Raw genomic sequence first — 17,868 nt, forward strand, 5'->3', positions numbered from 1 at the left:
GGGGCGACTCACTTTTCTTTGTTTCGCCAAAGAAAAGTAAGCAAAAGAAAGGCGACCCCACTGTGCGTGTCCCTGCGCTTCGCTTCGGGCAACCTGCGGTGCTCGCTTCAGGCGGGGTCCGCGTGAAACTCGCTTCGCTCAAACACACGCGGCCCTGATCCGCCTGAAGCTGCGCTCCTCGGCACGCACAGAGGGGACCCCAAGATGAATACCAATACCAAGGCAGAACGCGCCATGGCGCGTCCTTGTGTTTTGGGTTGGGGTTTGGTTGTTGGTATTGGTATTCGGCAGGCCGAGCGAAGCAAAGGCCCGAGCACTCCCTTCTGGGGGTGCTGAGGAGCGGAGCTTTTCGCGGATCAGGGCTGCGCGTGTTTGAGCGAAGCGAGTTTCGCGCGGACCCCGCGAAAAGCGAGCACCGCAGGTTGCCCGTAGCGAAGCGAAGGGACGCCCACAGCAGGGTCGCCTTTCTTTTGCTTACTTTTCTTTGGCGAAGCAAAGAAAAGTAAGTCGCCCGCCGGGGCGAGTCCCGGCCAACAGCCTCAAAACAAAAGTCACCTTCCAAGATAAACCTCAATCACCCGCTCATCCGCCTGAACCTCATCCAAGGTCCCTTGAGCCAACACAGCCCCATCACACAACACAGTAACGATCTCAGAAATAGTCCGAATAAAGCTCATGTCATGCTCAACAACCATCAACGAGTGCTTCCCCTTCAACGAAAGAAACAACTCCGCAGTCCGAGCAGTCTCCTCATCCGTCATCCCCGCAACCGGCTCATCCAGCAGCAGCAACTTGGGGTCCTGCATCAGCAGCATCCCAATCTCCAGCCACTGCTTCTGCCCATGACTCAGATTCCCCGCCAACCGCAACACGCTGCCATCAAGATGAATCGTATGGAGCACTTCGGCCAGCCGATCGCACTGCTCCGAATCCAGCCTGAACAGCATCGAAGCCTTCACACCCTTGTCGGTCTTCAACGCCAGCTCAAGGTTCTCGAACACGGTGAGGTGTTCAAAGACAGTAGGCTTCTGAAACTTCCGCCCAATGCCAAGTTGCGCAATCTCCGCTTCCTTGTGCCGAAGCAGATCGATCGTGCTGCCAAAGAAAACCGTCCCCTCGTCAGGCCGCGTCTTGCCCGTGATGATGTCCATCATCGTCGTCTTCCCCGCGCCGTTCGGCCCGATGATGCAGCGCAGCTCACCCGGCGCGATGTCGAGCGACAGCTTGTTGATCGCCTTGAACCCGTCGAAGCTCACGCTCACGTCTTCGAGGTACAGGATGCGCCCGTGCGTCGTGTCGACTTCGCCCGCCGTCATGTGCCTGCCGTAGCCGGCCGCGCGTCCACCCGACTCGGTCTGCAACGCATGGTCAAAGGCCATGTGCCTGGCGACACGCTCGGCGCCGGCGTCCATCAGATCGGGGGTCATGCCCGTGCTCCCTTCGGTTCGACTGCGAGAGACGGTGTCAGCGCCGCAGGCTCGACACCATGCTCCGCCGCCACGGCCCGCTGTGCCTCGCGCCGGCCTTCGCCCGGTGCCGCTTCTTCGCGCGTCGCCTTTTCCCGCGACGCCCACTTCTTCACCAGCCCGACGATGCCGTTCGGCAGGAACAGCGTGACGGCAATGAACAGGGCACCGAGGAAGTACAGCCAATATTCCGGATAGGCCACAGTGAGCCAACTCTTCGCGCCATTGACGATAAAGGCGCCAATGATCGGTCCGATCAGCGTCGCACGCCCGCCGACTGCCGCCCACACGGCGATCTCGATCGAGTTGGCCGGGCTCATCTCGCCGGGGTTGATGATGCCGACCTGCGGCACGTACAGCGCGCCGGCCACACCGCACATCACGGCGGAGATCACCCAGATCGTGAGCTTGTAGCCGAGCGGGTTGTAGCCCGAGAACATCACGCGCGATTCCGCGTCGCGGATGGCCTGCAACACGCGGCCGAACTTGCTGCCGATCAACCACTTCGAGAACAGGAAGAAGCCCAGCAGCGTGAGTCCGGTCAGCGCAAACAGCGTCATGCGCATTTCCTGCGTCGCCATCGGGATGCCGAGGATGCGCTTGAAATCCGTGAAGCCGTTGTTGCCGCCGAAGCCGGTCTCGTTGCGGAAGAAGAGCAGCATCGCCGCGTAGGTCATGGCCTGCGTGATGATCGAGAAATACACGCCCTTGATGCGCGAACGGAACGCAAAGAAGCCGAACACGAAAGCGATCACGCCAGGCACCGCGACGATCAGGATCAGCGTCGCGATGAAACTGTCGCTGAAGGTCCAGTGCCAGGGCAGCGTCTTCCAGTCGAGAAAGACCATGAAGTCCGGCAAGTCGCTCTTGTAGTTGCCGTCGCGGCCGATCTGCCGCATGAGGTACATGCCCATCATGTAGCCGCCGAGCGCGAAGAACATACCGTGCCCGAGCGACAGGATGCCGGTGTAGCCCCAGATGAGATCCATCGCCAGCGCGCAGATCGCATAGCACATGATCTTGCCGACCAGCGCCACCGCATAGTCGCTCATGTGCAGCGCGCTGCCGGTGGGCACCATGATGTTGAGCACCGGCGCCAGCGCGCACACGACGATCAGTGCGACGAAGAAGGCTGTCCAGCCCTTACCGCTGAGCAGCGGACCTTTGGACGGTAGTTCGACTTTGCTCATGCCTCTGCACTCCGACCCTTCATGGCGAAGATTCCTTGAGGCCGCTTCTGGATGAAGATGATGATGAAGACGAGCACTGCAATCTTCGCAAGCACTGCGCCGGCCCAGCCTTCGATGAACTTGTTGAGGATGCCCAGACCCATGGCCGCGTACACCGTGCCGGCGAGCTGGCCGACGCCGCCCATCACGACCACCATGAACGAATCGACGATGTAGCTCTGCCCGAGATCAGGACCCACGTTGCCGATCTGCGAGAGCGCGCATCCCGCCAGCCCGGCAATGCCGGAACCGAGCGCGAAGGCGTAGGTGTCGATGCGCGCCGTGTTCACGCCCATGCAAGAGGCGATGGGACGGTTCTGCGTCACGCCCCGCACGAAAAGACCGAGACGCGTGCGGCCGATGAGCCAACCCATCGCCAGCAACACGAGGCCTGCGAAGATGATGATGCAGATGCGATTCCACGGCAGCGTGACGTTGCTGAGCATCGTGAAGCCACCGCTCATCCAGGCCGGGTTTTCGACGCCGACGTTCTGCGCGCCGAAGATCGAACGCACCAGCTGCTGCAGCATCAGGCTGATCCCCCAGGTAGCGAGCAGCGTCTCCAGCGGCCGGCCATAGAGGAAGCGGATCACACCGCGTTCGAGCACTGCACCGACCAGCGCCGAGGCCAGGAAGGCGACAGGAATCGCAACGACCAGGTACCAGCCGAAGGCCGATTCAGGAAAGTAGCGTTGAAAGATGCCCTGCATCACGTAGGTCGCATAGGCCCCGATCATCATCAGCTCGCCGTGGGCCATGTTGATGACGCCCATCAGCCCGTAGGTGATCGCAAGCCCGAGTGCGGCGAGCAGCAGCACCGAGCCCAGGCTGATGCCGCTGAAGATGGCATTGATGCGGTCGCCCCAGACAAGCGAACCGTCGATGCTGCTGATCGAGGCCCCGATGGCGGCCTTGACGTCCGCCTCCGTCTCGTCGGCAAGGCGCTGATTGAGCAGAAGCTTGGTGTCCGGGCTGCGGCTTTCACCGAGCTCTTTCGCAGCGGCCAGGCGCTTGCCCTTGTCGGTGCTGTTCAGCATGCTCGCTGCGCGCACCAGTTCGAGCTGTGCCTTGATCTTCGGATTCGTCTCCGCGGCCAGCGCTTTCTCGACCATCGGCAAGCGCGACTCGTCAGGCTCCTTGAAGAGTGCCTGCGCGGCCTCGGCGCGCACCGCATCGTCCTTGCTCGTGAGCTTGAGCGCCGCCTGCGCGGCATCGAACGCCCCGCGCATCATGTTGTTGTTGACCACGTCCTCGGCATCGTCCGGCAGCTTGAGCTCCGCACCGGTGACCGGGTCGTAGGCCTTGTCGTCCTTGATGACGAAGACCTTGTTCTCAGTGAACTTGACCGCATCATCCGACATCGCCTGGATGAAGGCCGCAGTCTTCTCGTCGGCCGTGAGGACCGCCTGGTTGAGCGCTGCAATGCGGGCTTCCGTATCGCCCGACGCAATCGCCTTGGCCTCATCGCCAGTCAGCGCGTAGCCCGGAAAAGCAGCAGTCAGCAAAACCGCCGCCAGCCAAAAGTAGATAGAGCGCATAAAACAGTGCACGGCGTTCCCATTTCCAGAAACACCGCGGATCCGGCTTTGCCGGTCCGCTGGTGTTGCCCCCTGAAAGGGGGTGGGCGGCTACACGAAGTGAGCCAACCTGGGGGTTAGAGAGATTTCCCGGCCGGATAGTCAGGCTTCTTGTCGTTGCCTTCGATGTACGGGCTCCAAGGCTTCGCCTTGACCGGGCCCGGCGTCTTCCACACCACATTGAACTGGCCGTCGGCCTTGATTTCGCCGATGAACACGCTCTTGTGCAGGTGGTGGTTCTTCTCGTCCATCTTCGAGACGATGCCCGACGGTGCAGTGAAGGTCTGGCCGGCCATCGCGGCGATCACCTTGTCGGTGTCGGTGCTCTTCGCCTTCTCGACCGCTTGCTTCCACATGTGGATGCCGATCCACGTGGCTTCCATCGGGTCATTGGTCAGCGGCTTGTCCTTGTGGCCGGCGATGTTGTGCGCCTTGGCGTAGTCGCTCCACTGCTTGATGAACGCCGTGTTGGTCGGGTTCTTGATGCTCATGAAGTAGTTCCACGCAGCCAGGTGGCCGACCAGCGGCTTGGTGTCGACGCCGCGCAGTTCTTCCTCGCCCACGGAGAAGGCAACCACCGGCACGTCCTTGGCCTTCAGGCCGGCGTTGCCGAGTTCCTTGTAGAAGGGCACGTTGGAGTCGCCGTTGATGGTCGACACGACGGCCGTCTTGCCGCCGGCCGAGAATTTCTTGATGTCGGCAACGATGGTCTGGTAGTCGCTGTGGCCGAAAGGCGTGTACTTCTCGTCGATGTCCTTGTCGGCCACGCCCTTGCTCTTCAGGTAGGCGCGCAGGATCTTGTTGGTCGTGCGGGGATAGACGTAGTCGGTGCCCAGCAGCACCCAGCGCTTGGCGCCGCCGCCTTCCTTGCTCATCAGGTAGTCGACGGCGGGGATGGCTTGCTGGTTGGGCGCGGCACCCGTGTAGAACACGTTCTTGCTGAGCTCTTCACCTTCGTACTGCACGGGGTAGAACAGCAGGCCGTTCATTTCCTCGACCACCGGCAGCACCGACTTGCGCGAGACCGAGGTCCAGCAGCCGAAGATCACGGCGACCTTGTCCTGACCGAGCAGTTGCTTGGTCTTCTCGGCGAAGAGCGGCCAGTTGGAAGCCGGATCGACCACCACGGGCTCGAGCTTCTTGCCCAGCACGCCGCCCTTGGCGTTGATGTCGTCGATGGCCATGAGCACCGTGTCCTTCAACACGGTTTCAGAAATCGCCATGGTGCCGGAGAGCGAGTGCAGCACGCCGACCTTGATGGTGTCCTGCGCGAATGCGGGCACGGCAGACAAACTCGCCAAAGCGACGGCGGCGGTGAGTGCCTTGAGGGTGAAACGACGTTGCATGATGACTTCCTTCTCCTGGTGTGTGAACGATGGAGAGGAGTCTGCGGAAGAGGTCGCGAGCCGGAAATACGCCGGGTGGCGTACAGGATGTTGCTCAGGCGAGCAGCGCTGCGTGGTGTCGCTTCAGGTGTTTCTTCACCAGCACCAGCAAGGCCTTGGCCTGCGCTGCACATTCCACCACCATGTCTGAAGTGACGACGTCACCCGTGTAGTCGTTCGAATTGCGCTTGCGACGCAGCGCATCGAGCACGACCCAAGCGTCGCGGGCAAGGCCAAGGGTTAGCGGCAACGATTGAATCAGCGTCGAATGGTGTCCAGGTTCGCTGGTCGAAGGTCGATATCCGGAGGCCGTCATGGCGGCCAGTGCGCACTGCATCACGGCTTTGTACGCGGCATCGAACCGCGTTTCGTCGCTGATCTCGGTCACGGCCGCATCGGCAATGTTCCGCTCGGCAGCCACCAACAGCTTCTTGATCTCAAGCGCGGTTGCGACGTGCGCCTTGAGCCTCCCGATGCTCAACAAGTTTTGCAAAGTCATTCTCATCCCCCTTGATCCATATCTTCGGGCTTGCGGCGACGCCGGCCGCAAAGCCCTGCTCTTCCTTCAGCTTCTTTGCAAAGTCCGCGACGCTCATGGGCGTGGGATTTACTTCCCGCCCCAGAATGGATTGCGCTTCACCCAGAGCGATCGCAGCATCGGCAAAGCCAGCGCTTCCAAGAATCATCACGTCGACATCGCTGCGCGCGCTTTCATTTCCCGCGGCGACCGAGCCATAGACGAACGCCAGGGAGACCGTCTCGCCAAGGGGCGACAACGCGTCGCGCAACACATCGGCAACGCCGGCCGTCTTGCGCAGCAATCCAGACAGCTCCTGGAAGACCGGACTTAGAACGTTGGCTTGGTAATGCACCTGGCGGCCGACTTCGGTCCGCAACAGTATTCCGGCATCGCTCAACCCTCGAAGGTCCCGGTGGAGCGAACCTGGGGAAGCGCCGGTCACACGGGCAAGTTCGCGCACGTGCATGGTCTGCTCCGGATGGAGCAGCAGCGCCGCCATCACGCGCGTACGTGTCTGACCCAGAAGATATTCAGCGACGCCCATCTTGTTCTCAAAATTGCTTCAAATGTAGCAATTTTGAGAACGCAATGAAAGCGATTTTGAGAATCCGATAACTGCAATGTTGCTTACGCAAAAAAGGCGCGCGCGTAGTTGATTGGGGCATGGTCCGCCAACTCGCGCAGCAGCACGGAGCCCGTTTTCCACGCATGCTCCGACGCGTAGCGGGCCCGCCCTTGGGCGCGGTCGGCCTCGATCATGGTCGGCGCGGGATCATCGATGCACTGGCCGTCGACGCAGGTGATGTAGGTCACCGCCCCGGCATGCGCATAGAAGGAAAGCGCCGGCGGCAGTTGCGTGACCACGTCGCAGCCGTCGACCAGCCGCACGATGTTGACGTCCGCAAGCGCGGCCACGAATTCCGCATCGCCCACGCGCGGCGAACCGAGGGTGACGAGCAATTCGGGCTTCAGCACGGTCGCGCTCAGCGTCGCGAGCGCAGCGCCGAGGCTGTGCCCGGCGAAGATGAGACGGCTGCGCGGGCTGCCCTCGCCGGCCAGCCAGTCGAGCACTTGCGGCAGCACGCCGCGCGCCGCTTTCGCGAAGCCGGCATGCACGCGTCCTCCGCTTTCGGTCCAATCGACCTGCTGCGCCTGGAGATTGGTCGCGAGGTGACGGATGTCGTCGGGCTGCGTGCCGCGAAACGCGACGAGCGCGCTGCCATCCCCCGTGTGCAGCGCGCCGAACGCGAAGATGGCCGCATCGAGAAAAAGGCTTGGCTCCCCGAAGCCCGCTTGTGCCAGCGCGTCAGTCAGACGCTGCAGTTCGGTCGGCGCATGCTCGGCGCGGTAGTACGCGAGCCGCGCAGCTTCGATGGCCCACTGGACAGGCATGTACGCGCGACCCTTCTCGAACAGCGTCTCGTGACGTTCCGGCGAGTAGAGCGCGGTTCGGCTGGCGTCGTAGAGGATAGTCGGCATCAGGTGGGACCTCCGCTCAGCCGAAACTGTCGCGCGGCGAATGCCCACACCAGCTTGGTCGCGTCCGGCCCGGCCGGATCGGTGAAGAGCATGCTGGAGAGGCCACCGCTCCATGCATGACCGAGGCCCGCGATCTCGCACAGCGTGACCACCGTACGGCCCCGGCGCGCGAAATCCGTGACGCGCATCGGATGGCGTTTGCCGCGCTGCAACACGCGGGTCACGCCGGCCTTGGCACCCGTCGCCATCGCCCAGACGGCCGCGCTGCTCGTGGCGTTGCTCGCGGAGACCACGCTGTCAGCGTCGCCGTGCAGCACGAGCAGGGGCGGCAGCGTGGTGAACGCGGCCGCGGCGCCCATGGCCTTGCCCACTGCTGTGGCCGTGATCGGCGGCACGTGCTGACCGCGCATGGCGCCCAGCGCAGTGACCGGCGATCTGGCAGCGCCCGGCGCGACGCCCGAATGCATGGCAACAGCCTTGAAGCGCGCCGGATAGCGCGTCGCGAGCAAGGCCGCCATGCTCGCGCCCGCCGACAGGCCGGCGATCGCCACGCGTTCGCGGTCCACGGGATAGAGCATTTGCACCTGGTCGACGGCGATCATCAGCGTCGCGGCCTCGGCATCCGCCTTGCCGGATCGGCGGTCGTACCAGTTCCAGCAGCCCTGTGCATTCGCAAGCCGGTCCTGCTCGAGATAGAGGACCATGAAGTGCTCGCGCGCGGCCAGCTGGTTCATGCGGGTACTCACGGCAAAGTCGCGCCCGGTCTGGCCACAGCCGTGCAGCATGACCATCAGCGGCACCTTGTCGCCCGGCGGCAGGCCGGGCGGGCGATAGAGGTGATAGCGACGCGCGCCCGCCGGACCCAAGGCCACGCCCGGCAGCCAGTCGCCCTGCCCGGGAGGCGGCTTGAGTTGCTTCACGGCCGCACGCTGGACCTGGTTCGCCATGCGCTTGCTGCTGCTGAGGGTCGCCTTGGTGAGCGCCTTCAAATTGCGCTGGTAGGCGCGCGTGAGCGGGGAAAGTGAGCGGCGGGACATCGATAGGCGGAGAGCGATCGGGACACGGTAGCAGCTTCGACCGCTGCGATCTACCGGACGATCGCCCTATCGCGGCCCGCGCGGGGCCGGATCAGTACGCCTCGGGCACGTACATGCTGGCCGGCACGGGATGCCGCAGGTAGTCCTCGTTGCGAACGCGGGCAGGCAGCGTCACCGGGGGGTGCTCGACATCGTGGTACGGCAACTGGCCAAGCAGATGGGTGATGCAGTTCAACCGGGCCTTTTTCTTGTCGACCGCCTGGACGACCCACCAGGGCGCTTCGGGGATGTGCGTGCGCTCGAGCATCGTCTCCTTGGCCTTGGTGTATTCCTCCCAGCGACGGCGCGATTCAAGGTCCATGGGGCTCAGCTTCCACTGCTTGAGCGGGTCATGGATGCGGCCGAGAAAACGCATGTGCTGCTCTTCGTCGGTGATCGAGAACCAGTACTTGATCAGCTTGATGCCGGAGCGCACAAGCATCCTCTCGAAGTCGGGCACGGTACGGAAGAACTCCTCGTACTCGTCGTCGGTACAGAAGCCCATCACGCGCTCGACGCCGGCGCGGTTGTACCAGCTGCGGTCGAAGAGCACCATCTCGCCCGCCGCGGGCAGATGCGCCACGTAGCGTTGAAAGTACCACTGGGTGCGCTCGCGATCGTTGGGTGCCGGCAGCGCCGCCACGCGTGCCACCCGCGGATTGAGCCGCTGCGTGATGCGCTTGATGACGCCGCCCTTGCCCGCCGCGTCGCGGCCTTCGAACAGGATCACGACCTTCTGCTTGCTGTGTTGCACCCAGTCCTGCAGCTTCACGAGTTCGCCCTGCAGACGAAACAACTCCTTGAAGTAGGCCTGCCGGCCCGCCTTGTCGGTGATCCGGCCCGTTTCGAGCTCTTCGAGGCTGCGGTCTTCGAGTTCGAGTTCGATCTCCTCGTCGTAGCTGTCGACCAGGTCGCGCGCGATGCGCTGCATCAGGTCTTCATGGTCTTTCAGGGTGTCGGGAAGCGTCATGGTCGTCTCTCGGACAGGAAAAACAGCATCGTGGGCCCGACGAATGACCGTCCTGTGACAGAAAGTGAGCAAACGCAACTGCCGTCACGAGACTGACATGTCGCGGGAGGAGCATCCGGCGACTCATCACGACACGCCAAACACCATGAGCTCGATTTCCACCGCGCCATCGCTTGGCACCTCGCCGCCCCCGTCCGGCCGCCCGCACCTGGATTCGAAACCCGGGCCGGCCACGCTGGTCATCTTCATCGGCCTGCTGGCTGTCGGGCTGCTCTACATGGCCTGGAGCCTGGTGGAAGACGTGAGCGCCACGGGTACACGGGTCACGACCTACGTCCCGTTCATCCTGCTCGGCGTCGCGCTGCTGATCGCGCTCGGCTTCGAATTCGTCAACGGCTTCCACGACACGGCCAATGCGGTGGCGACGGTGATCTACACGCATTCGCTGCCGCCCAACTTCGCGGTCGTGTGGTCCGGCTTCTTCAATTTCCTGGGCGTACTGGTGTCCAGCGGCGCGGTTGCCTTCGGCATCATCTCGCTGCTGCCGGTGGAGTTGATCCTGCAGGTCGGCTCGAACGCCGGCTTCGCGATGGTCTTTGCGCTGCTGATCGCCGCGATCATCTGGAACCTGGGTACCTGGTGGCTCGGCCTGCCGGCATCGTCGTCGCACACGCTGATCGGCTCGATCATCGGCGTCGGCGTCGCCAACGCGCTGATGCACGGACGAGACGGCACCAGCGGCGTGGACTGGAGCCAGGCCACCAAGGTGGGCTATTCGCTGCTGCTGTCGCCGGTGATCGGCTTCATCTGCGCAGGTCTGCTGCTGCTCGCGCTCCGGGCGCTCGTGAAGAACAAGGCGCTGTACGAGGAGCCCAAGGGCAACAAGCCGCCGCCGTGGTGGATTCGAGGCCTGCTGGTGCTGACTTGCACCGGCGTGTCCTTTGCGCATGGATCGAACGACGGTCAGAAGGGCATGGGGCTGATCATGCTGATCCTGGTCGGCACCGTGCCGATGGCCTATGCATTGAACCGCGCGATGCCCAGCGACCAGATGGTCCAGTTCGTCGCCGTGGCGGAAGTGGCGCAGAACGCGCTCGACCGGAGCGTGCCGGCCACGAAGCCACTGCCGCAGGACCAGGCGCGCGATGCCGTTTCCACCTTCATCCGCACGCGTGAATTCAACGCCAACGTCGTGCCGTCCGTCGCGGTACTCGCCGGCAGCATCGGCGCGCAAGTCAAGGCGCACGGCTCGATCGCCGGCGTCCCTGCGGAGGCCGTCGGCAACGTTCGCAACGACATGTACCTTGCTTCCGAAGCCATCCGCTTGATCGAGAAAAACCCCGCGGCAGGACTGGACGAGGACGCAAAGGCCAAGGTCAATGCTTTCCGCAGGGAGATCGACGATGCGACCAAGTTCATCCCGCTGTGGGTCAAGGTGGTGGTGGCGATTGCGCTGGGCCTCGGCACGATGGTCGGCTGGAAGAGGATCGTCATCACGGTGGGGGAAAAGATAGGCAAGACCCATCTGACCTACGCCCAGGGCGCCTCCGCCGAACTGGTGGCGATGGTCACGATCGGCGCGGCGGACATGTATGGCCTCCCGGTGTCGACCACGCACGTGCTGTCCTCCGGCGTGGCGGGCACCATGGCGGCCAACCGCTCGGGGCTGCAGTGGTCGACGCTGCGCAACCTCGCGCTGGCCTGGGTTCTCACGCTGCCGGCCGCCATCCTGCTGTCGGGCTCGCTCTACTGGCTCTTCACCCATCTGTTCTGACTGTTCTGACATTTCCCGACCTTGGCACTTCTTCAGGACTGGACGACCGGCGCCTACGGCAGCGATGAAGCCGGCTTGATCTGCGGCTATCTCTTCGACGCGGCCGCTTCAACGCCGGCTCGCGCCGTGAACTCGGTGCAAGCAGCGCAATGGCTGACCGACCACTCAGCCGACGCAGACGCCCCGCCCGGCGGCGCCTACATGTGGCTGCACTTCAATCTCAGCCACGCGCAGGCCGAGCGCTGGCTCGCGCGGCACGCCGGGCTCTCTGACGTCTTCTTCGAGACGCTGAAGGAAGGACTGCACTCCACGCGCATCGAGCGCGCGGACGATTCGCTGATCGCCGTCATCAACGACGTGCATTTCGATTTCAGCTTCGAGCCGTCGGACATCTCGACGCTCTGGATCAGCGTGGGCCCGCGCCTGGTCGTCACGGCCCGCGCCCAGCCGCTGCGTTCGGTCGACGCGCTGCGAACTGCGGTCAAGGCCGGCGACGCACCGCGCTCCAGCACCGAATTGCTCGAACACCTGCTTCGCGCGCAGGCCGATGTGCTCGTGAACGTCGTGCGCGGCGTGACGACGCGCGTCGACGCGATCGAGGACGAACTGCTCACCGGCCGGCTCGTCCACAAGCGCGCCCAACTCGGCATGCTTCGAAGGGTGCTGGTGCGGCTGCAAAGGCTGCTCGCACCGGAGCCGGCGGCGCTGTTTCGCCTACTGCAGAATCCGCCCGCCTGGATCGACGACTCGGACGCACAGGAACTCAGCGGTGCCACGGAAGAGTTCTCGGTGGTGCTGCGCGACATGGCCGCACTGCAGGAGCGCATCAAACTGCTGCAGGAAGAAATCGCGGACAACGTGAACGAGGACAACAACCGCAGTCTCTTCGTGCTCACGGTGGTGACGGTGCTGGCATTGCCCATCAACATCCTGGCCGGGTTATTCGGCATGAACGTCGGCGGCATCCCGCTGGCCGAGCACAAGCACGGCTTCTGGATCGTGGTCTGCATCGTCGTCACCTTCACGGCTGCGGCGGCCTGGCTGGCGTTTCGCAAGAAGCGCTGAACGCCCGTCGGCGTTGGCTGCTATCTATTCGATAGCGCATCTCTCAGACGCCATGCGCCCTGCAGGCAACTTCGAGAAAGAATAAGATCGTGGCGTGACTTCCATCCTCAACGCCGACCTGCATTGCCATTCCGTGGTCTCGGATGGCACGCTGACTCCCGAGGAACTCGCGGCACGCGCCGCCGCCAATGGCGTCGAACTCTGGGCGCTGACCGACCACGACGAAATCGGCGGGCAGCACCGCGCCGCCGCCGCCGCCCGAGAGCACGGCATGAAGTACCTCACCGGCACCGAGATCTCGGTGACTTTCGCCGGCGAAACCGTGCACATCGTGGGCCTCGGCTTCGATCCCGATGACGCCGCCATGTCCGAAGGCCTCTACGACACCCGGGGCGGCCGCGGCAAGCGCGCACAGGAGATGTCCGAGGGCCTGGCCAGGGTGGGCATCCATGGCGCTTACGAAGGCGCGCTCAAGTTCGTCGGCAATCCCGAACTGATCTCGCGCACGCACTTCGCCCGCTTCCTGGTGGAGGCTGGCCACTGCCGCGACACCTCGGAGGTCTTCCGCAAGTTCCTCACCGAAGGCAAGCCCGGCTACGTGCCGCATCGCTGGGCCTCGCTGAAGGATGCGGTGCGCTGGATCACCGCCGCCAACGGGCTGGCCGTGATCGCCCACCCGGGCCGCTACAGGTTCACCGCGAACGAGGAGTACGCGTTGTTCGTCGAATTCAAGGCGCACGGCGGTCGCGCGATCGAAGTCGTGACCGGCAGCCACACGCCCGCCGAATACGTCGAATACGCCGACAAGGCGCTGGAATTCGACTTCGCCGCCTCGCGCGGCAGCGACTTCCACAGCCCCGACGAAAGCCATTGCGACCTGGGCAAGCTGCCCTGGCTTCCGGGAAAGCTCACGCCCGTCTGGGAGTTGCTGGAGAACCGTATCCAGTGACGGCGTTGAACAGCGGCGTCGTGGCCGCGAGAAAGACCACCCGCGACATCGAATCCGAGCGCATCCTCGCCGGCATCGGTCTGGTGGTGCTCGCCGTGGCCTGCTTCGCGACGCTGGACACCGCCACCAAGGTGTCGACCGCCGCGGTGCCGATCCTCATGGGGGTGTGGGTCCGCTACGCCTTCCAGGCAGTCGCGACGACGCTTGTGCTGCTGCCGAAGCACGGCACGGCACTGCTGCGCACGCGGCATCCGCGCTATCAGTTGCTGCGCGGCGCATTGCTGCTGGCGTCGAGCACGCTGGCCTTCTTCAGCCTGCGGTACATGCCGCTGGCCGAGTTCACCTCCATCGTGCTGATCGCGCCGCTGGTGATCACGCTGTTGGCGGCCACCACGCTCAAGGAGCACGTCTCGCCGCTGCGCTGGGCCCTGGTGGCAGGCGGATTCACGGGCACGCTCGTGATCCTGCGACCGGGCGGCGATGCCTTCAGCTGGGCGATGCTGCTGCCGATCGGGCTGGTGCTGACCAACGCGTGGTTTCAGGTGCTGACCAGCAAGCTCGCGCAGACCGAGAACCCGCTCACCATGCACTTCTACACCGGCTGGGTCGGCACGCTGCTCGCGTCGTTCGTGGTGCCCTTTGCGTGGGCCGCGCTGCCTTCCTGGCACTGGTGGGCGCTGCTTTGCCTCATGGGCTTCATGGGGACGGTCGGCCACTTCATCCTCATCCTCGCGTACCAGCGCGCGCCGGCATCCACGCTCACGCCCTATCTCTACGCACAGATTGCCTTCGCGATGCTCGGCGGGTGGGTCATGTTCTCGCACGTGCCCGACCATCTCTCGCTGGCCGGCATGGGGATGATCGCCGTCTGTGGCGCCGCCGGCGCATGGCTCACGGTGCGCGAGCGCCGCGTACCGATCGAGCCGGCGGAATCTTGACCGCCGTGTTCACGGCAGAATGTCGCCCTCCCACCCACGCCCGGTCCCATGGCCCAGTTCTTCGAAGTCCATCCTGACAATCCGCAACCGCGCCTGCTCAAGCAGGCTGCTGCCCTGCTCGCGCGCGGCGAGATCGTTGCCGTGCCGACAGATTCCAGCTATGCGTTGGCCTGCCACCTCGACGACAAGGACGCGGTCGACCAGTTGCGGCGCATCCGCCAGGTGGACGAGAAGCATCACCTGACCTTGATCTGCCGCGACCTGAGCGAACTGGCCAACTACGCGCGGGTCGACAACAAGCAATACCGGCTCCTGAAGGCGGCCACGCCCGGCCCCTACACCTTCATCCTCGAAGCCACCAAGGAAGTGCCGCGCCGCGTGAGCCATCCGCAGCGCAAGACCATCGGCCTGCGGATGCCCGACCACAAGGTGCTCTGCGAATTGCTCACGCTCCACGGCGAGCCGTTGCTGGCCACCACGCTCATCCCGCCCGGTGAAACCCAAGCGCTGAACGATGCTGCGCTGATTCGCGAGCGCTTCGAGAAGCAGATCGGCGCAGTGATCGATTCCGGCGCCTGCCCGTCGGAGCCGACCACCGTGGTCGACCTCACGCCGATGGGCACGGGCGGCGATCCGGTGCTGATCCGCCAGGGCCGCGGATCGCTCGCGGTGCTCGGTCTCTGAGTCGCCCAAGGGACATCCGACCGGTCTGAGACAATCCGCCAGTGGATATATCCAATCTCATCCAGACAGTACTCATCTACGCGTTGCCCGTGATCTTCGCCATCACCGTGCACGAGGCCGCACACGGCTACGTCGCCCGCTATTTCGGCGACAACACGGCCTATGTGCTCGGGCGCGTCACGCTCAACCCCTTCAAGCACATCGACCCGGTCGGCACCATCCTGATGCCGCTGCTGCTGTACTTCGCGACATCGGGCGCATTCCTGTTCGGCTATGCGAAGCCCGTTCCGGTCAATTTCGGGCGCCTGCGCAACCCGAAGCGCGACATGGTCTGGGTGGCACTGGCCGGCCCCGCGTCCAATTTCATCCAGGCGATCCTGTGGGGGCTGTTTCTCGTCGGCCTCGTCGGCGCAGGCATCAATGAAACCTTTTTCATCAAGATGGCGCAGGGCGGCGTGCTCGTCAATCTCGTGATGTGGGCTTTCAACCTGTTTCCGCTGCCTCCGCTCGACGGCGGTCGCGTGCTCGCCGGGTTACTGCCGCGCGGCGCCGCGCAGAATTTTCTGGCGCGCATCGAGCCCTACGGGTTCTTCATCGTGATGGGGTTGGTCCTCGCCGGCATCGTCAGCAACTACTGGCTGCGTCCGCTGATGGCGGTGGGCTACAGCGCCGTCAACCTATTGCTCACACCCATCATCGCCTTGATCCGCTGAGTCTTTCTCCATGGCCACCTCCTCCGATCCCGATCCCATTCGCTTCCTCACGGGCATCACCACCAGCGGCACGCCTCACCTGGGCAACTATGTCGGCTCGGTGCGCCACTCGGTGCGCTTCAGCCGGCGTGCGGACGTGCAGAGCTTCTACTTTCTCGCGGACTACCACGCGCTGATCAAGGTCGACGAACCCGCGCGCATTCAGCGTTCGACGCTCGAGATCGCCGCGACATGGCTCGCCTGCGGCCTCGACCCCGACCGCGTCACGTTCTATCGGCAATCCGACATCCCCGAGATTCCGGAGCTGACGTGGTTCCTCACCTGCGTCACGGGCAAAGGCCTGCTGAACCGCGCGCATGCCTACAAGGCATCGGTCGACAAGAACACCGCCAAGGGCGAGGACCCCGACGCCGACGTGACGGCAGGCCTCTTCATGTACCCGGTGTTGATGGGCGCCGACATCCTGATGTTCAACGCTCACAAGGTGCCGGTGGGCCGCGACCAGGTCCAGCACATCGAGATGGCGCGCGACATGGCGCAGCACTTCAACCATCTCTACGGCGAGCACTTCACCCTGCCCGAGGCCGAGATCGACGACGCCGTGGCCACGCTGCCCGGCCTCGACGGCCGCAAGATGAGCAAGAGCTACGACAACACGATCCCGCTCTTCACGCCACGCGCCCACTTGCAGAAGCTGATCGCGGGCATCGTGACCGACTCCCTCGCGCCCGGCGAACCCAAGGACACCGAGGGCTCGGCGCTGTTCCAGATCTACCAGGCCTTCGCCGACAGCGAAGAGACCGAGACGCTGCGCCAAGCCTATGCCGACGGCATCGGATGGGGCGACGCGAAGCAGATCCTGTTCGAACGCATCGACCGCGAAATCGCGCCGATGCGCAAACATTACGACGACCTGATCAACGACCCGGCCCAGATCGAAAAGATCCTGCGGGCCGGTGCGGAGAAGGCACGCGCGATATCGCGTCCGTTCGTTGCCGAGCTTCGGCAGGCCGTGGGGTTGCGCAACCTGGCCGCCAGCGACAAAGGCACCGCAGCGCGCAAGGCAGCCAAGGTCTTGCGGCCCAGCTTCAAGCAGTACCGCGCGAGCGATGGTCTTTTCTATTTCAAGCTTCTCGACGCGAGCGGCACACAACTGGTACAAAGCCGGGGGTTTGCGTCGCCGCAGGAAGCAGGCCGGGCGATCGCCACGCTGAAACAGCAGCGCCGCGCCGCACTGGCGCAGCTGACCGAACAACTCGAGCCGATGGGCAACGAGGAAATGAGTGCGGCATCCGCCGCACTGGAGGCGCTGGCTGCGGATGCAGCGAGTGAAGGTTGATTTAAAGTGACAGCAATGCGCGGCGATGGGATCCAGTCCACCCGACCCGCCGACACAGTGAGAAAACCATGAGTATCTACGTCATCGATGACCACCCCCTGATGCGCGACGCCATCGTGATGGTGCTGCGGCGCCTTCGACCGGCCGAGAACATCGTCGAGCTCGAACGCCTCGACAAGCTGGCTGGCGCGGTCAAGCAGCACGGCGCGCCGGGCCTCTTCTGCCTGGACCTGAAGCTGCCGGACACGACCGGTGTCTCCGGCGTGGTCGCGGTGAAGCATGCCTATCCGGACGTACCGATCGCGGTCTATTCCGCGTCGCCCTCCGCCGACATGGAAGAGGCCTGCATCGAAGCTGGCGCCGACACCTACATCGAGAAGTCCGCCAGCTCGGCGGAACTCACCGCCGCATTGCGCGGCCTGCTGATGGCCGATTCCGAAACCGAGGAACCGGTGGCAGCAGCCAACAGCAAGCTCTCGAAGCGCCAGACCCAGCTCATCGCGATGCTCGATCAAGGCATGAGCAACCGCGACATCGCCACCGAACTCGATATCAGCGAGCACACCGTGAAGGTGCATCTATGGCGCCTGTTCCGTCGGCTCGGCGTGAAGAGCCGGACGCAGGCCCTGCACCACGCGCGCACCAACGGATTGCTCTCGTCTTCGAGCTAAACCAGGCTTGCCCCCTGCCAGGGGCAATGCCTG

At 64.1% G+C, this 17,868-nt stretch carries 17 protein-coding genes; 8 read left to right on the plus strand and 9 right to left on the minus strand.

Annotated features, from left to right (window positions below):
• Positions 1-551 precede the first annotated feature (551 nt).
• The 9 genes from urtD to ppk2 form a co-directional block, all read right to left on the minus strand.
• A complete protein-coding gene (gene urtD, locus AC1DHL_RS10285) occupies positions 552-1,427 on the minus strand; it encodes an urea ABC transporter ATP-binding protein UrtD (RefSeq protein ID WP_478098155.1) in 876 nt (291 codons plus the stop codon).
• On the minus strand, positions 1,424-2,656 hold the full coding sequence (urtC, locus tag AC1DHL_RS10290) for an urea ABC transporter permease subunit UrtC (protein ID WP_478161940.1): 1,233 nt from the start codon (positions 2,654-2,656) through the stop codon (positions 1,424-1,426). The genes urtD and urtC overlap by 4 nt, the downstream gene beginning before the upstream one ends.
• Entirely contained in the window at positions 2,653-4,233 is a 1,581-nt protein-coding gene (urtB, locus tag AC1DHL_RS10295) for an urea ABC transporter permease subunit UrtB (RefSeq protein WP_478161941.1), read from the minus strand. The genes urtC and urtB overlap by 4 nt, the downstream gene beginning before the upstream one ends.
• 116 nt (positions 4,234-4,349) lie before the next feature.
• A complete protein-coding gene (urtA, locus tag AC1DHL_RS10300; protein ID WP_478098160.1) occupies positions 4,350-5,618 on the minus strand; it encodes an urea ABC transporter substrate-binding protein in 1,269 nt (422 codons plus the stop codon).
• Between the two features lie 94 nt (positions 5,619-5,712).
• Positions 5,713-6,156 carry a DNA-binding protein gene (locus AC1DHL_RS10305; RefSeq protein ID WP_478098162.1) on the minus strand — a complete coding sequence of 148 codons (444 nt, stop codon included), beginning with the start codon at positions 6,154-6,156 and terminating at the stop codon, positions 5,713-5,715.
• Complete coding sequence (locus AC1DHL_RS10310; protein WP_478161942.1) at positions 6,095-6,721, minus strand: nucleotidyltransferase domain-containing protein; 627 nt, start codon at positions 6,719-6,721, stop codon at positions 6,095-6,097. The genes AC1DHL_RS10305 and AC1DHL_RS10310 overlap by 62 nt, the downstream gene beginning before the upstream one ends.
• Positions 6,722-6,804: 83 nt before the next feature.
• Positions 6,805-7,656, minus strand: a complete 852-nt coding sequence (locus AC1DHL_RS10315) for a lipase family protein (RefSeq protein WP_478161943.1) — start codon at positions 7,654-7,656, stop codon at positions 6,805-6,807.
• On the minus strand, positions 7,656-8,693 hold the full coding sequence (locus AC1DHL_RS10320; RefSeq protein ID WP_478161944.1) for an extracellular catalytic domain type 1 short-chain-length polyhydroxyalkanoate depolymerase: 1,038 nt from the start codon (positions 8,691-8,693) through the stop codon (positions 7,656-7,658). The genes AC1DHL_RS10315 and AC1DHL_RS10320 overlap by 1 nt, the downstream gene beginning before the upstream one ends.
• A gap of 91 nt (positions 8,694-8,784) precedes the next feature.
• Positions 8,785-9,702, minus strand: coding sequence for a polyphosphate kinase 2 (gene ppk2 / locus AC1DHL_RS10325; protein ID WP_478161945.1), 918 nt, complete (start codon positions 9,700-9,702; stop codon positions 8,785-8,787).
• Between the two features lie 145 nt (positions 9,703-9,847).
• Between ppk2 and AC1DHL_RS10330 the strand changes: the two genes are divergently transcribed.
• The 8 genes from AC1DHL_RS10330 to AC1DHL_RS10365 all read left to right on the plus strand — a co-directional run bounded on the left by AC1DHL_RS10330 (position 9,848) and on the right by AC1DHL_RS10365 (position 17,835).
• Entirely contained in the window at positions 9,848-11,476 is a 1,629-nt protein-coding gene (locus tag AC1DHL_RS10330; RefSeq protein WP_478161946.1) for an inorganic phosphate transporter, read from the plus strand.
• A 21-nt stretch (positions 11,477-11,497) separates the two neighbouring features.
• A complete protein-coding gene (locus AC1DHL_RS10335) occupies positions 11,498-12,541 on the plus strand; it encodes a transporter (protein WP_478161947.1) in 1,044 nt (347 codons plus the stop codon).
• Positions 12,542-12,635: 94 nt separating this feature from the next.
• Positions 12,636-13,490, plus strand: a complete 855-nt coding sequence (locus AC1DHL_RS10340; RefSeq protein ID WP_478098171.1) for a 3',5'-nucleoside bisphosphate phosphatase — start codon at positions 12,636-12,638, stop codon at positions 13,488-13,490.
• Between the two features lie 5 nt (positions 13,491-13,495).
• Positions 13,496-14,428 (plus strand): DMT family transporter, encoded by a 933-nt coding sequence (locus AC1DHL_RS10345; protein ID WP_478098705.1) that lies wholly within the window; start codon positions 13,496-13,498, stop codon positions 14,426-14,428.
• A gap of 48 nt (positions 14,429-14,476) precedes the next feature.
• On the plus strand, positions 14,477-15,112 hold the full coding sequence (locus tag AC1DHL_RS10350; protein WP_478161948.1) for an L-threonylcarbamoyladenylate synthase: 636 nt from the start codon (positions 14,477-14,479) through the stop codon (positions 15,110-15,112).
• 41 nt (positions 15,113-15,153) lie between these two features.
• Positions 15,154-15,825, plus strand: coding sequence for a site-2 protease family protein (locus tag AC1DHL_RS10355; RefSeq protein ID WP_478161949.1), 672 nt, complete (start codon positions 15,154-15,156; stop codon positions 15,823-15,825).
• A gap of 10 nt (positions 15,826-15,835) precedes the next feature.
• On the plus strand, positions 15,836-17,164 hold the full coding sequence (locus AC1DHL_RS10360) for a tryptophan--tRNA ligase (RefSeq protein WP_478161950.1): 1,329 nt from the start codon (positions 15,836-15,838) through the stop codon (positions 17,162-17,164).
• A gap of 68 nt (positions 17,165-17,232) precedes the next feature.
• Positions 17,233-17,835, plus strand: a complete 603-nt coding sequence (locus tag AC1DHL_RS10365; RefSeq protein WP_478098179.1) for a LuxR C-terminal-related transcriptional regulator — start codon at positions 17,233-17,235, stop codon at positions 17,833-17,835.
• Positions 17,836-17,868 lie beyond the last annotated feature (33 nt).

It is taken from the genome of Variovorax sp. 10L426 (assembly GCF_056395305.1).

What these genes read in the sequence shown, in the direction of transcription:
- urtD (WP_478098155.1), bottom strand. Translation starts at nt 1,427, where the DNA reads ATGACCCCCGATCTGATGGACGCCGGCGCCGAGCGTGTCGCCAGGCAC.
- urtC (WP_478161940.1), bottom strand. Translation starts at nt 2,656, where the DNA reads ATGAGCAAAGTCGAACTACCGTCCAAAGGTCCGCTGCTCAGCGGTAAG.
- urtB (WP_478161941.1), bottom strand. Translation starts at nt 4,233, where the DNA reads ATGCGCTCTATCTACTTTTGGCTGGCGGCGGTTTTGCTGACTGCTGCT.
- urtA (WP_478098160.1), bottom strand. Translation starts at nt 5,618, where the DNA reads ATGCAACGTCGTTTCACCCTCAAGGCACTCACCGCCGCCGTCGCTTTG.
- AC1DHL_RS10305 (WP_478098162.1), bottom strand. Translation starts at nt 6,156, where the DNA reads ATGACTTTGCAAAACTTGTTGAGCATCGGGAGGCTCAAGGCGCACGTC.
- AC1DHL_RS10310 (WP_478161942.1), bottom strand. Translation starts at nt 6,721, where the DNA reads ATGGGCGTCGCTGAATATCTTCTGGGTCAGACACGTACGCGCGTGATG.
- AC1DHL_RS10315 (WP_478161943.1), bottom strand. Translation starts at nt 7,656, where the DNA reads ATGCCGACTATCCTCTACGACGCCAGCCGAACCGCGCTCTACTCGCCG.
- AC1DHL_RS10320 (WP_478161944.1), bottom strand. Translation starts at nt 8,693, where the DNA reads ATGTCCCGCCGCTCACTTTCCCCGCTCACGCGCGCCTACCAGCGCAAT.
- ppk2 (WP_478161945.1), bottom strand. Translation starts at nt 9,702, where the DNA reads ATGACGCTTCCCGACACCCTGAAAGACCATGAAGACCTGATGCAGCGC.
- AC1DHL_RS10330 (WP_478161946.1), top strand. Translation starts at nt 9,848, where the DNA reads ATGAGCTCGATTTCCACCGCGCCATCGCTTGGCACCTCGCCGCCCCCG.
- AC1DHL_RS10350 (WP_478161948.1), top strand. Translation starts at nt 14,477, where the DNA reads ATGGCCCAGTTCTTCGAAGTCCATCCTGACAATCCGCAACCGCGCCTG.
- AC1DHL_RS10360 (WP_478161950.1), top strand. Translation starts at nt 15,836, where the DNA reads ATGGCCACCTCCTCCGATCCCGATCCCATTCGCTTCCTCACGGGCATC.
- AC1DHL_RS10365 (WP_478098179.1), top strand. Translation starts at nt 17,233, where the DNA reads ATGAGTATCTACGTCATCGATGACCACCCCCTGATGCGCGACGCCATC.